This is a genomic window from Peribacillus sp. Aquil_B1 (assembly GCF_022603275.1).
In the GTDB taxonomy this organism is placed as follows: Bacteria; Bacillota; Bacilli; order Bacillales; family DSM-1321; genus Peribacillus.
Window position 1 is genome coordinate 147,372 of sequence record NZ_JAKXEE010000001.1, and the last position, 13,661, is coordinate 161,032.

13 protein-coding genes are annotated in these 13,661 nt (G+C 40.4%); 9 read left to right on the forward strand and 4 right to left on the reverse strand.

The genetic code is table 11. The features are described from left to right. Nucleotides 1–384 precede the first annotated feature (384 nt). Complete coding sequence (locus MPH60_RS00765) at nt 385–966, reverse strand: TIGR00730 family Rossman fold protein (protein ID WP_241589348.1); 582 nt, start codon at nt 964–966, stop codon at nt 385–387. A 99-nt stretch (nt 967–1,065) separates the two neighbouring features. Between MPH60_RS00765 and MPH60_RS00770 the strand changes: the two genes are divergently transcribed. From MPH60_RS00770 to MPH60_RS00785, 4 genes are all read left to right on the forward strand, one after another. Continuing rightward, entirely contained in the window at nt 1,066–1,386 is a 321-nt protein-coding gene (locus MPH60_RS00770; protein WP_241589347.1) for a MazG-like family protein, read from the forward strand. A gap of 277 nt (nt 1,387–1,663) precedes the next feature. Continuing rightward, on the forward strand, nt 1,664–2,239 hold the full coding sequence (locus MPH60_RS00775) for a TetR/AcrR family transcriptional regulator (RefSeq protein ID WP_241589346.1): 576 nt from the start codon (nt 1,664–1,666) through the stop codon (nt 2,237–2,239). Nucleotides 2,240–2,312: 73 nt separating this feature from the next. Continuing rightward, nucleotides 2,313–5,480: a bifunctional cytochrome P450/NADPH--P450 reductase gene (locus MPH60_RS00780; protein ID WP_241589345.1), complete on the forward strand. Its 3,168-nt coding sequence runs from the start codon at nt 2,313–2,315 to the stop codon at nt 5,478–5,480. Nucleotides 5,481–5,938: 458 nt separating this feature from the next. Further along, on the forward strand, nt 5,939–6,388 hold the full coding sequence (locus MPH60_RS00785) for an NUDIX hydrolase (protein WP_241589344.1): 450 nt from the start codon (nt 5,939–5,941) through the stop codon (nt 6,386–6,388). A gap of 54 nt (nt 6,389–6,442) precedes the next feature. On the opposite strand, the gene MPH60_RS00790 is transcribed toward MPH60_RS00785, so the two are convergent. Further along, nucleotides 6,443–7,846, reverse strand: coding sequence for an NCS1 family transporter (locus tag MPH60_RS00790; protein WP_241589343.1), 1,404 nt, complete (start codon nt 7,844–7,846; stop codon nt 6,443–6,445). Nucleotides 7,847–8,149: 303 nt separating this feature from the next. On the opposite strand from MPH60_RS00790, the gene MPH60_RS00795 reads away from it, so the two are divergent. Together MPH60_RS00795 and MPH60_RS00800 are read left to right on the forward strand one after the other, a co-directional pair. Further along, complete coding sequence (locus tag MPH60_RS00795) at nt 8,150–8,380, forward strand: DUF3953 domain-containing protein (protein WP_241589342.1); 231 nt, start codon at nt 8,150–8,152, stop codon at nt 8,378–8,380. A 45-nt stretch (nt 8,381–8,425) separates the two neighbouring features. Continuing rightward, nucleotides 8,426–9,112 carry an MBL fold metallo-hydrolase gene (locus MPH60_RS00800; protein ID WP_241589341.1) on the forward strand — a complete coding sequence of 229 codons (687 nt, stop codon included), beginning with the start codon at nt 8,426–8,428 and terminating at the stop codon, nt 9,110–9,112. Between the two features lie 263 nt (nt 9,113–9,375). Here the strand turns inward: MPH60_RS00800 and MPH60_RS00805 are convergent, their stop codons facing one another. Next, a complete protein-coding gene (locus MPH60_RS00805; protein ID WP_241589340.1) occupies nt 9,376–9,846 on the reverse strand; it encodes a hypothetical protein in 471 nt (156 codons plus the stop codon). A gap of 387 nt (nt 9,847–10,233) precedes the next feature. Next, entirely contained in the window at nt 10,234–11,622 is a 1,389-nt protein-coding gene (locus MPH60_RS00810) for an aminotransferase-like domain-containing protein (RefSeq protein ID WP_241589339.1), read from the reverse strand. 187 nt (nt 11,623–11,809) lie between these two features. On the opposite strand from MPH60_RS00810, the gene azlC reads away from it, so the two are divergent. The 3 genes from azlC to MPH60_RS00825 all read left to right on the forward strand — a co-directional run bounded on the left by azlC (nt 11,810) and on the right by MPH60_RS00825 (nt 13,412). Next, nucleotides 11,810–12,565 carry an azaleucine resistance protein AzlC gene (azlC, locus tag MPH60_RS00815; protein WP_241589338.1) on the forward strand — a complete coding sequence of 252 codons (756 nt, stop codon included), beginning with the start codon at nt 11,810–11,812 and terminating at the stop codon, nt 12,563–12,565. After that, entirely contained in the window at nt 12,562–12,894 is a 333-nt protein-coding gene (locus tag MPH60_RS00820; RefSeq protein WP_134784136.1) for a branched-chain amino acid transporter permease, read from the forward strand. Before azlC ends, MPH60_RS00820 begins: the two co-directional genes overlap by 4 nt. Nucleotides 12,895–12,956: 62 nt before the next feature. Then, nucleotides 12,957–13,412 (forward strand): PaaI family thioesterase, encoded by a 456-nt coding sequence (locus MPH60_RS00825; RefSeq protein WP_241589337.1) that lies wholly within the window; start codon nt 12,957–12,959, stop codon nt 13,410–13,412. The last annotated feature ends 249 nt before the right edge of the window (nt 13,413–13,661 follow it).

Sequence of the window (13,661 nt, forward strand, 5' to 3'; positions counted from 1 at the left end):
GGCCCTTTTCGTAAAGATTGTTGTTTTTAAAACGAAACGATATAAGGTTTATTGGAGCGGAAGTGCGAGACTCCTGCGGGAGCAGCGGGACAGGTGAGCATCTGGAGGGGAAATCAACCACACCGCACTACTTGGTAAATAGCAACAAAGTATGAGAAAACAGCCTTATCAAATAAGTGTATCGAATGTTTCTGATGAATGGGACCATCAGCCGGCTGTTAGAGGAGATGAGGGCTGACATTCCATTTCTTCTGGATTTCATCCGAGCATGAAATACAGCTTATCAAAGGGCATGGAGATTATTTAAACCAGATATTAACCTAACCTGCAGTTAATCACAGCCGGCCAAAATCATTATTGATCTTGGCCGGCTGTTTTTTATGATCAGGTTTGTTTCTCGGTAATGAAAGTTTTTACGGTTGGAGGTTCATATGTAATGAATTGATCAAGAAGTCCATTTGGTTCAACATCCACCAGCGCCATGGAACGGAATTTTTCATGCAGGAACTGTTCGTCGGACATATGGTTGAATAAAGCGACCAAAGGATCATAATAGTGATTGATATTTAAGAGTCCGCAAGGTTTTTGATGAAGACCAAGCTGAGCCCAAGTGAAAACCTCAAAGAATTCTTCCAATGTTCCTGGCCCGCCTGGCAAGACCATGAACCCATCTGCAAGCTCAGCCATTTTTGCTTTCCTTTCATGCATGGATTCCACGACGATCAGTTCGGTTAGATTCTTATGTGCTATTTCCTTTTTTTCTAGAAAATCCGGCATCACGCCAATTACATTTCCGCCTGCTTCCAATACGGAATCTGCAACTGCACCCATGATTCCTACACTTGAGCCTCCATAAACAAGGGTAATCTTACGTTTCGCCAGTTCAGCACCCAGTTTTTTAGCCTCTTCTGCATAAACAGCAGATGAACCTTTGCTTGATCCACAAAATACAGCTAGACTTTTCAAAATATCACATCTCCCATTTTTCAGTAATCTTCCTTTCTTATCATACAAAATTAAAGGGGATTTGTTAAACTTGAATTATCTAATGAAAGGTGGATGAATATGAACGTTACTGAATTTCAACAATGGGTAAAAGATTATTATGAAGCACGCGGGTGGTCAGAATTGGACATTTTCATTCGCATCGGCTTTTTGGCAGAAGAAACCGGCGAGGTGGCACGAGCCATTCGCTCCCTTGAAATTGGCAGGGATAGACCTGATGAGGTTATTGGTTCGTATGAAGAAAACAAACAGGAGTTAACCGAAGAATTGGGAGATGTGCTAGGAAACTTGATTGTGATTGCGAACAAGTACAATATCCCATTGGAAGAAGTGTTTAATGCCCATAAAAAGAAGCTATCTGAACGCTATAATCAGGCATAGGTTTCTTCTCGTTTAATAGGTGAAAAAGAATTTTACATACATAATTTGAGTAAGAGCTGTGACTATCAGCTCTTTTTCTTGTGGGATAAATGATCGTTCGTTATACCATTTAATTACATAAAAAGAAATGCTTTCAGCCTTTTATCCCCCTTCGTTAATAAAGAATTCACAAAATATGGGTAGTATGCGCGATTGAGATTGGGTTTTATTGGGTTTACACTTACATTAAACGGAATGAACATTCATTCCGTATCGAGTGAAAAAGGGGTGAATCATTATGATCACGGCAGTAAATAAACGAGACAGTATAGTATCCAGCGCTTTAGTGCTATTCGCAGAACGGGGATATGATGCGACGACGATCCCGATGATTGCTACATCGGCAGGAGTTGGAGCGGGGACCATTTATCGTTATTTCGAGAATAAGGAAGTGCTGGGCAACAAGATTTTTCAAGAGTACTTGGATATTTTCACTGAAACGGTCAAGAATGGATTTCCTCATGATGATTCAATTCGCAATCAGTTTCACCATATTTTTAAATCAATGGTTCACTTTACAACCGAGCAGGAACAAGCACTTTATTTTATTAAAATCCATAGTGGAGCCCATTTTTTAAATGAAGATAGTCATGCTAGCTTTCAAGGGCTATTGGATATATTTAAAAATTTCTTTGAATCAGGAAAAGAGAAAAAAGAAATTAAGGAGCTTCCTTCTTCAGCCTTGATTGCCATCATTTACGGAGCATTTCTTGAGCTTGAGCGACTTGTACGCATCGGGGAGTTAGAACCTGAACCAAAACTTTTGGCAGATGTGGAAGAAAGCTTTTGGGATGCAGTCCGCTTGTATGCTTGAGACATGTTTAATATAAATCGGAATGAATGAACGTTCATTCCGCAATCTAACTATCTAAAGAGGTGCTAATAAAATGGAAAATACAACTCAGTTTCCACAGCCAAAGACATATGGCCCCCTAGGCAGCCTGCCTATCATTGATAAGGATAAGCCGCTTCAGTCTTTCATGAAGCTGGCACGAGAACTTGGGCCGATTTTTCAGTTTCAATTTCCGGGGCGAATCACTACATTCGTATCAAGTGCTGCCCTCGCAAAAGAAATATGTGATGAAACAAGATTTGATAAGAAAGTCGGTCCAGCCCTGCAGAAAGTTAGGGCGTTTGGCGGTGATGGCCTTTTCACAAGTGAAACGAAGGAACCGAATTGGAAAAAGGCCCATAACATCCTGCTTCCCAGCTTTAGCCAGCAGGCAATGAAGGGATATCATGCCAAAATGGTGGATCTTGCTACCCAACTCATTCAAAAATGGGCCCGCCTGAATCCGGCTGATGAGATAGATATTCCTGAAGATATGACGCGATTGACCTTGGATACGATCGGACTCTGCGGGTTCAATTACCGTTTTAACAGTTTTTATCGGGAGACCACCCATCCTTTTGTCACCAGTATGGTGCGTGCTTTGGATGAAGCGATGAGCCAAACGCAGCGGCTTGGCATCCAAGATAAACTGATGATCAAATCTAAAAGACAATTCAGGGAAGACATTCAATATATGTTCTCTCTAGTGGATGAATTGATTGCTGACCGAAAACAAAATGGTGATCAGGGAGAAGATGACCTTCTTTCCCATATGTTGAAAGGAGTCGATCCTGAAACGGGTGTATCACTGGATGATGAAAATATTCGTTTTCAAATCATTACCTTTTTAATAGCTGGGCATGAAACGACGAGCGGTCTCCTATCGTTCGCCATCTATTTCCTCATGAATAACAGAGACAAGTTAAGAAAAGCGCAGCAGGAAGTCGATGAAGTGCTGGGTGATGATGTTCCTGATTACAAACAAGTGAAAAAGCTGAAATATGTCCGGATGGTGCTGAATGAAACGCTTCGTCTGTGGCCGACAGCTCCGGCGTTTTCTGTTTATGCGAAAGAAGATACCATGCTGGACGGAAAATACAATGTGAAGAAAGGGGATGTGTTCTCGCTGCTTATTCCCGAGCTTCACCGTGATCCATCTGTTTGGGGTGATGACGTTGAATCGTTCATTCCTGAGCGGTTCGAGGATTTGGATTCCATCCCTTATCATGCTTATAAACCATTTGGAAACGGGCAGCGCGCCTGTATCGGACAGCAGTTTGCCCTTCATGAAGCGACACTGGTGCTCGGCATGGTTTTACAGCACTTTGACTTGATTGATCATGAAGAATATCAATTGGATGTTAAAGAAACTTTGACACTCAAACCGGACGGATTGACCATGCGCGTTTCACCGAGGAAGCCGGCGATGTCATTTACCGCTGCTTCGCCAGAACCAAAGTCAGCGGTCAAAGGAGCCACGGCATCTCCAATCGAATCCTCACATGGCACACCATTACTTGTCCTGTTTGGATCAAATATGGGAACAGCGGAAGGGATTGCTCGTGACCTTGCCGAAACAGGGAAGCGACAAGGCTTCCATGCCGAGGTTGCCCCTTTAAATGATTACACTGATCGGCTTCCCCAAGAAGGAGCTGTTCTGATAGTCTCGGCATCTTATAATGGAAATTCCCCGGATAATGCGGGTGACTTCGTTTCATGGCTGAAGGAAAGCCAGGGTGACACATTGGATGGTGTTCACTATGCGATCTTCGGCTGCGGGGACCGCAATTGGGCCAATACGTATCAACGCATTCCAATCCTCATTGATGAGCGGCTGGAGCAAAAAGGAGCAGTGCGGCTGTCAGAAACAGGCTATGGAGATGCAAGTGATGACTTTGAAGGGGATTACGAGAAATGGACAGAAGCCCTTTGGCCGAATCTTGCCGAAACCCTGAACATTGAAGTGAATAGGAATGATCAGGCAGTCAGTTCGATTACGATGAACTTTGTAAGTGATGTGAGCGGCACACCACTTGCCCGCACCCATCATGCTTTTACATCCATTGTAAAAAGGAATTTTGAATTACAACATGTAGATAGCGGAAGAAGTACACGACATATAGAATTAACTCTGCCAGAGGGAATACATTATCAGGAAGGCGATCATCTCGGGGTACTTCCACAAAATCCATCGGAATTAGTCGAGCGAGTGCTCAGTCGATTTAACCTAAATAGCCAAGATTACGTCAATTTAACAGGGGATTCCGGAAAAGCTGGCCACCTTCCTACAGGAAAACCGGTAAAACTAGAGGAGTTACTATCAAACTATGTGGAGTTCCAAGAACCCGCCACCCGGTCTCAAATTCGGGCGCTTGCCATTCATACGGTATGTCCTCCACATGTAAAAGAACTCGAAGATCTTCTATTGGACAGTACCTATAAACAAGAAATCCTGAACAAGCGCATAACCATGCTTGACCTTATAGAAAAGTATCCTGCATGTGAAATCCCGTTTGAACGTTTCCTGGCTTTACTGCCACCTTTAAAAGCAAGATACTATTCTATCTCAAGCTCACCACTCCACAAAGAAGGAGAAGCAAGCATCACCGTCAGCGTCGTCCGTGGAATAGCTTTGAGCGGAAACGGGGAATACAAAGGAATTGCATCGAATTATTTGGCAGAACGCTTCCAAGGAGACAAAATAGCCTGCTTTATCAATACGCCGCAATCTAATTTCCAACTTCCAGAGCAAACAGGAAAACCAATCATCATGATTGGCCCTGGAACAGGAATTGCACCATTCAGGGGATTCATACAGGCACGTCGCGCTTTGAAAGAAAAAGGTGAAACTTTAGGGACTGCTCACCTTTACTTTGGATGCCGTAATCCGGAACACGATTTCCTCTATCAAGAAGAACTCGTGCAAGCCGAACAAGAAGGCCTTGTAACACTGCACACCGCTTACTCAAGATGTCCCGGTCAAGAAAAAACATATGTCCAGAACAGATTAGCGGAAAACGCCCATGACATCCTGCCTTTATTAAAAGAAGGGGGACACCTATACATCTGCGGAGACGGAAGCAAAATGGCACCCGATGTTGAACGAACACTGATCGAAAGCTATATGCATATCTATCAAACATCGAAAGAAGAAGCCACAGTATGGCTGCAATCATTAGAGGAGAATGGCAGATATGCGAAAGATGTTTGGGCCGGAGCATAAATAGAAAGGTGCAGCGATTCGTAAGGGAATCGCTGCTTTCTTTATGAAAATACAAATTCACGAGTAAATAGTGAAAACTCACGGGTAAAACAGTAAAACTTACGAGTAAAAAGTGCGAATTCACGAGTAAAACAGTAAAACTTACGAGTAAAACAGCAAAATTCACGAGTAAACAGCGCAAACTCAGGTTTATATCGCTCAAATTCACGAGTAAATGCGCTAAAAATATAAGAATTGGAACTAATGGGAAGTGCATTCATACATTGGCGGAGAACGTTTACGGATACTTTATTCATTGTTAATATTGAGAAAAGCTACTGTTTTTATTAGTGGACAAATTGTATTAGAATGTTTGGTTAAGATCTTTCCTATTATATATACCGAAGTATAGTGGAAAACTCACGGGTAAAACAGCAAACGGCGATGTGGTTAATTAACGATAAAGGGGTCTTTAATAAATGTTTAAGTATACAGTCTGTTTTGTAAAGAAGAATAATGAACTTCTCATGCTTAACCGGGAGAAAGCTCCTATTATGGGGGTTTGGAACGGGGTGGGGGGCAAAATCGAGAAAGGTGAAACTCCTGATATAGGTGCACAGCGTGAGGTATTTGAGGAAACGGGCATAGTGGTAGGGACTTTTTTTTCTAAAGGGACGGTAACCTGGGAAACTCCAGAAGGTGAATGGGATGGAATATATGTATATTTGTATATGGCGGATGAGGATTTAATATATGAAACACCGAAAAAAACGCGGGAAGGCATTCTTGATTGGAAATCCATTGATTGGATACTTCACCCGCTTAATCTCGGAATTGCTGAGATGGTCGCACAGTATTTGCCGGTATTATTGAAAGAAGAAGGAAACCATGCATTCACTTACAAAAATGGCCAGACATATATTTCATGAAACCAGCCTTACTTAAACAAGGGATACTGCCTACCTAGTATCCCCTTCAATAAGTTAAAGCTCATTCTCGAAGATCGTCCCCTTTTTGAATCTTGAACCCTTGAAGGCAAACCTCATCAGGATAATATAGGCAATGCCTGCCACGACAACGCCGATGATCCAAGCCAGCTCGACTTTAATAAAGGCAGCGCCGGCGCCGATAAGCATGGCGAGCAGTGCGCATGGATTATATCCTGCAAATGGCCCGTCTTCTCTGTACAAATCGGCGACATTCATTTTTTGCTTTCTTAATATATAATATTCGACTAATAAAATCGAAACGATCGGACCTAAAAATGCGGAATAAATCAGAATGAACAATCCAAGGCCCTTCGCCGAAGAATCCTGTACAAGCACCCAAGGGAATGAGCAAAAGGCAAGAATTCCGGTTATAATAACGGCAATCTTATATTTCAACTTTGTAAGCAAAGTAATGACATAGGTTGGAGGAATAATATTGGCAACCATATTTACCGCAATTGCACCTATGACGATAAATGCCGAAACGCCTACTGTGATATAAGGATTATCCACCACAATGGCAAACGCCTTAACTGGATTGGAAATGCCGGTAGCGGAAGCGAGCATTACACCGATTGTCAGTACGAAGCCGTAAGCCAGTGAAATGGGCGAAAAGTACAAAAACCCTCGTTTTGCATCACTTATGCCAGACTTAAGCTCTCTTGAATAGTCCCCTGCGCTTAAAAAGATAGCCGCATAATTTCCTAAAAACATCATGATGAAAGAAAAGAACGGCAAGCCCCATGAGCCTTCAGTGTGCACCCATTTTTCCGCGATGACCTCACTATGTGATGTAAGTAGAATGCCGAATACATAGACTAGAGCTAGCATGATAACGATGGATGCAAGCATTTCCACCCATTTAATGGCATGGAAGCCATACAGCGAAAGTACAATTTGCACCAATTGAATCACGACAAAGCAAATGACGGCATTATCAAAAGCACCACCCGTAATGACCTTCACGATTTCATTTAAAGCGGTACCGCCGATCCAACTTTGAAAACCGTACCAGATGATGGCCGGAATTCCGCGCAAAAGTGATGATATGATGGAGCCTTTCATCCCGAAGGACATTCGGAGTTGAACAACATAGGGAATGCCCGTCCTGTATCCAATCCTATCATTTAAAGCGAATATCACGGAAATGATAGCGATGGCAATGGCTGCTGCAGCAAATGTCTGAATGATATTCAACGTTGCGGTTCCCGCTACGACCAAGCTGGCCCCCAGTGTCATATTCCCTAAATTGACGCCGTCTCCAATCCACATGAATGTATAGGATATCGGGCCAACCGTCCTATCTTCTTTTGACCTCGGCTTCAGAGATTCATCCAAATCCGCAGCATGGTGGAACTCCGCCTCTTCTAAAGTTTGACTTTCTAGATATGTAGACAATTTACACTCAACTCCCATTCGTAGCGTTATATGATATGACTGATGATGTAATGAAAACTAACATGAGAAAAGTATACAGGTTTCGTATTTAGGAATCATTAGAAGAAGTGTGAAATTTCAGATATTATTTTGTGCTTTTTAACTAAAGGAATATCAGAATTAACTGAGGTTATATGAACTGTCTCGTTTTTGTTTGCAGAAAAGCGGGGGTGTGAATCGAGGAATTTCCATTTTCCACACAAATGAAAAGGGGTTAAGTGGAATGATTAAATGGAAAAATTATGTGTAAGGGGAAATATATTCTTGAAAATAGTTAAAATCATCTTAGTAATAATTGTAGTTGCTTTATATGCATATCAGCTAATTACTGGAAGTGTTGAGCTGATGCCATATTCTATGTTGTTGCTGGCGGCAATTTTGTTAATAACAGGATTAGAGGAACCTCAAAAAGATAGAAAAGGAGGTTTTTTGAGGTACGTTGTTGTCTCATTATTTCTATTCTTTGTATCCATGCTGGGTTTCTTTATGGACTAAAAACGAGAACTACTATTACCTTTTTAGTAGGTGAGGAGGAGCAAAATGAAGATAATAGAACTGCCAATTGAATTTGAATTTAATGGGCAAAAAAACCACATTAATCCTAGCTTGATTATTTTGAAGAATGAACTGACCTTGGTCGATACAGGTTATCCTAATTTTTTACCTTTAATTGAATATGAAATTATAAAAAATGGCTATGAAATGAAGAATTTAAAGAATATAATCATCACTCATTATGATATTGATCATATAGGTTCCTTATTTGAATTCAAGGAAAAGTATCCTTCTATTAACATTATAGCTAGTGAAGTTGAATCGAAATTTATTAGTGGTGAAATGAAGTCAGAGAGATTGGTTCAAGCCGAAGGAATGCTGGAAAATATGCCAAATCAAGAAATCGAATTCGGTAAATGGTTTATACAACAATTAAAGAAATTGAAGCATGTTTCAATTGACGAAAAGGTACATGACGGTGAATGGATTTTGGATAACGAATGTAGAGTAGTAGCAACACCAGGACATACGTCAGGGCATATTTCATTATATTTTCCCAGTTTAGAAACTGTAATAGCAGGTGATGCAGCTGTTGTAGAGAATCATGAATTGGTCATTGCTAATCCGCACTTTTGTTTAAATGTCGAGAAAGCAGAACAGTCTTTAAGAAAGATTAAAGATTTAATAGCTGAAAACTACTATTGTTATCATGGTGGGACAATCACTTTATAATGGAGCTGTCTTTAAAGGCAGCTTTTTCTTATGAGAACTAAAGGGGCAGGATAGTTAAGGTGCAGAAATAAAACCCCGATCTAAAACAGGAAGGGGGTATATGTGTTTGAAGTTTTAAAATTATTTATTGCGGGTTGTTTCAGCTTCTCTAGTACTACGTAAAAACCGAACTTTTCACCGTTCAGTCAAGCAAAGGTGGGGGATATAACCTTTGGAATCTATATGGTTTGCTAGTTTGAATATTTTTGTAGAATCATAATATATTAATAATTCTGCTGTTCACTTCCAACAGGAAATGTAACCCCCATATTTCGTAAAGCTTCTTTTGCTTGATTTAAATAGGATTCTGCTTGTTCTTGCCATTTGATGATCACTTTAATAAAGGCTATATATTCAGGTCTTGCATTTTCCTCCATTATTTTTAATCCTTCACTTACTTTTTTATCTTGGGTTTCTGCGTTTATTATACAAGTTGTCATGGTTTCTATAATGGTTTGCTGTTGCTCACCATTTTTTAGCCTTTGGGCTGATCCCACTGCGGTTACACGGTGATATGAAGCAGGGATTAGGTGGTTATGCATCTCGCGACTTCCTTTTAAATCTTTGGTTTCAGGTATATGGAAAAGCTCACTACTCATAGCACATACCATTTCTTCAGCATATAAACTTTGATGCAGCATATATAAAATCGGTTCCCAGTTGTTTACTCGATAATAATAATCATTCGGATACAAAAAAACATCTCCTCTTTCAGTAGCTTTTATAGTTAAACTTAGGAGCGGAATTAATGAAAATGTATTATCCATCATATGTTTATTAATTTTGTCCAGTTCTAATAATATTGCAAAGGTTAAACATGGATAACCTATTCTAAGATGTCAACTGAATTTGTACCTTTACTGCCTATACATATAAATCCAACACCTTATCCTCTGTACAGAGCTGGAGACTATTGCTGTCATATTTATTTTGGATTTGGTGGAGGTTTCGCCTTTAAATTCGTTTGGTTGATACTCTTAACTATTGTTGGATGTAGTGGTTTTTAAGGCGGAAGATGGGTATAAAAAAGCCCGACCTTTATCGGCCGGGCTTTTTAACTTTAGGTATCATCGATTTTTGAATCAGTTAAGATACTGTTTTAATATGTCTAGTCCTATTTTTAACTCATCAAATGAGTTTGTGGAAGATAGTGCAATACGCAAATACATATCAGGGGTGGTCTGCCCGCTTTGAAAACGATTGGAATGAAAAACCCGAATACCGCGCCTTTTCAAATCCGTTTCCAGCTGTAACGCATCGTTATGTCCTTTAATTGGAAGCCAACGATAAAGACTGAGAGGGTGTCCAACATCCTTTCTTAAAGGAAAATATTCGGAATAAATATCATTTGCAGTCTGTGCAAGCTGTTTCTTTTGAGAAACAATTTCATGAGCTTTTCCTGATAGGATTAGCTCTGTGATAATCTCTGCATCAAAAGAAGAGGTCTTTACATTAATGTTGAAAATGGCCTGGGCTATTTTCTCGCAAAAGGCCTCCCCATAAACCATATAGGCAACTCTCAATCCAGAACATATTGACTTAGAGGTACCGCAAATATAAACGCTCTGTTCTGGAAGCAAGCGGTACATAGGCTGCCGGTAATCGGAGATAATGCCCGCCGTCAGAAATGCATGGATATCATCCTCGATCAAAATTAAACGATGCTTACGGATGACCGTCGCTATTTCTTGCTTTCGGATATCTGACATCATGATTGTGGTTGGATTGTTGCAAGAGGGCATCAGGAAAATGCCGTCAATAGTTGTTTGACAACACTGTTTTTCAAGTTCATCTGGCAGCATTCCGAACTGGTCTCCGGGAATGGGCACTAACTTAATATGAAACATCTTTGCCAGCTCGATGAAGTTTGAATAGGTGTATAAGTCGGTCGCAATTCTATTACCAGGCTCAAACAATGCAGCCAAGGCAACTGCCAATGCATTTTGGGCACCGGAAACGATTGCTATATGCTCTTGATCCGCGTGAATGCCGAAAGATTCCATCCAGTTTAGAGCTGCTGTTTTTTGATGTGGAATACCAGTCGGATCGTTGTAATTCAGCAGCTGCTCCAAATAACTTTTATTCACAGTTTTTTGAATGGTTTCTGATACAATATCATTGGTCTGCTCAAAAGAGGCCACAAAACCAAGATCAATGCCATTTGCCGTTTTATCCGCGGAAATGGTTATGGAACGAGTGGCATTGGGAGCCACAAAAGTTCCCCTTCCCGTAACGGCATATATCAATCCCTTTACCTCGCATATTTTGTAGGAACGGGTAATCGTGGTGAAGTTTAAGTCAAGAAAATCTGCCAATTCTCGTTGCGGGGGCAACTTGGTTCCAGGTGCTAAAAAACCATTTGTTATATCTTGTTCAAGTAATGATGCAAGGGATTTATAAAAGGGACGCTTTAATGCATTCTTATCAGGTTTCCAAGACATTGGATAATTGTCGAATGAATTTACGGGCATAGTTCACCTCTACTATCTTATTCCATACAATCATATCATTTTTTGTATGGAATTCTAATATTGAAACGGTCGGCTTTAAAAGAATATAAGGTGATTATCCTATAAGCCCCCCCATTTTGATAAAATGGGGGAATTTTATTTTTAATTGTAATCCATACAATTAACTAGTTTTTTGTACGGATTTTGTATGTTAAGTTTAAATAAATTTAGCCATCAGGATGTGATTTATATGAAAAAACGAACTCAAATGATAACTGCATTTCGTGCGGCGTTTCCGTACACAGTGCCCATTTTGGCAGGCTTTTTATTTTTAGGCATCGCATATGGAATCTTTATGAATTCATTAGGGTTCAGTGCGATTTACCCGATATTGATGAGTCTAACGATATTTGCAGGATCGATGGAGTTTATTGCAGCCAATTTATTGCTTGTCGCGTTCAATCCGATTAACGCCCTTTTTCTAACTTTAATGGTGAATGCACGGCATTTGTTTTATGGCATATCCATGCTTGATAAATATAGGGGGACCGGTAAGAAAAAGCTGTATCTGATTTTTGGGCTTTGCGATGAGTCTTTTTCCATCAATTGTACCGTTGATGTTCCGAAGAATGTAGACAAGGGATGGTTTATGTTCTTCGTGACACTGCTCAATCATTGCTATTGGGTGATAGGATCGGCGATTGGCGGTATTTTTGGCTCTTTTGTCAAATTCAACACAGAGGGACTCGATTTTGTTATGACGGCTCTCTTTGTAGTGATTTTCATTGAACAATGGATGAAAGAGAAAAAACATCATAGTGCTCTCGCTGGGCTTGGGCTGTCAGCTGTCTGTCTTATTATTTTTGGCGGAAGCAATTTCATTATCCCTGCTATGTTTGCCATTTTGGGGGTACTCACCTTACTTAGAAAGCCGTTAGAGAAAGTTGAGGTGAGTACCATATGACAATGACTTTAACGCAGCAAATCATTACAATTGCGATGGTTGTTTTAGGCACAATGCTTACAAGATTCCTTCCCTTCATCGTTTTCCCATCAGGTAAACCCACACCGAAGTATGTACAGTATCTCGGTAAAATGCTGCCATCTGCAGTAATTGGGCTTTTGGTCATTTATTGTTTAAAGGATGTGAGCTTACAATCTGGAAGTCACGGCATCCCTGAATTTATTGGGGTGGCTGTAGTTGCCCTGCTTCACGTTTGGAAGAAAATGATGCTCCTCTCCATAGCGGGGGGAACGATTGTCTACATGATGCTGGTTCAATTGGTTTTTTAAATGGATAATAATCAGCACATCCAAATCACTGAGATCAATGGTATTGGAAGGGGCAGGTAATAGTGAAGAAGAAAATTGATGAAGATAAAATACATGAAAAACACTATGAACAAATACATGAACAAGTGAAAAACGATCCGTATGCTCTGTCGTTAGGCATTCAGTTAACGAAATTCGAGGCAGGTTTAGCAGAAGCAACGTTAGAAGTGCAAAGCACTATGGTAAATGCGTATGGAACTGTTCACGGGGCAGTCATTTATGCTGTGGCAGATCATGCTTTTTCCGTAGCCTGTAATGCCTATGGAAAAACATCATTAGGCCTCTCCACAACCATCCAGTTTATTGAATCAGCTAAACCCGGAGACAAGATAGTAGCCCGTGCAACGGAAGTCAAACGAAACTATCGGACAGGATTTTATCGAATAGACGTCTTTCATGAGGAAAACCTGATCGCAACCATGGAGGCAGTGTCATACCGTAAGGATCATTATTTTATTGAACTTGATGAACAAGATTAAAGCAGTTTAATAGTCTGTTCAGAGCTGTCCTCAAGACAGCTTTTTCTTATTAAAGGGTGCTGTTTGTTCTTTGTTCATGTTGTTTAGTGAAGGAACCCTCGATAATATATTTTGAACGTCGGTAACTTTGTAAAAAAAGGTATTGTTCCAAATCATTTACATTGCTTTTATTTTGCGAGAAAATAAAGGTACAATTAATACTTATTTAGCTTATGGATTATAGACTCTAAACGATAATGAGGTAGGAAA

Coding starts and splice junctions, on each gene's coding strand:
- azlC (WP_241589338.1), top strand. CDS start 11,810: ATGTTAAGTTTAAATAAATTTAGCCATCAGGATGTGATTTATATGAAA.
- MPH60_RS00785 (WP_241589344.1), top strand. CDS start 5,939: ATGTTTAAGTATACAGTCTGTTTTGTAAAGAAGAATAATGAACTTCTC.
- MPH60_RS00775 (WP_241589346.1), top strand. CDS start 1,664: ATGATCACGGCAGTAAATAAACGAGACAGTATAGTATCCAGCGCTTTA.
- MPH60_RS00770 (WP_241589347.1), top strand. CDS start 1,066: ATGAACGTTACTGAATTTCAACAATGGGTAAAAGATTATTATGAAGCA.
- MPH60_RS00800 (WP_241589341.1), top strand. CDS start 8,426: ATGAAGATAATAGAACTGCCAATTGAATTTGAATTTAATGGGCAAAAA.
- MPH60_RS00780 (WP_241589345.1), top strand. CDS start 2,313: ATGGAAAATACAACTCAGTTTCCACAGCCAAAGACATATGGCCCCCTA.
- MPH60_RS00810 (WP_241589339.1), bottom strand. CDS start 11,622: ATGCCCGTAAATTCATTCGACAATTATCCAATGTCTTGGAAACCTGAT.
- MPH60_RS00820 (WP_134784136.1), top strand. CDS start 12,562: ATGACAATGACTTTAACGCAGCAAATCATTACAATTGCGATGGTTGTT.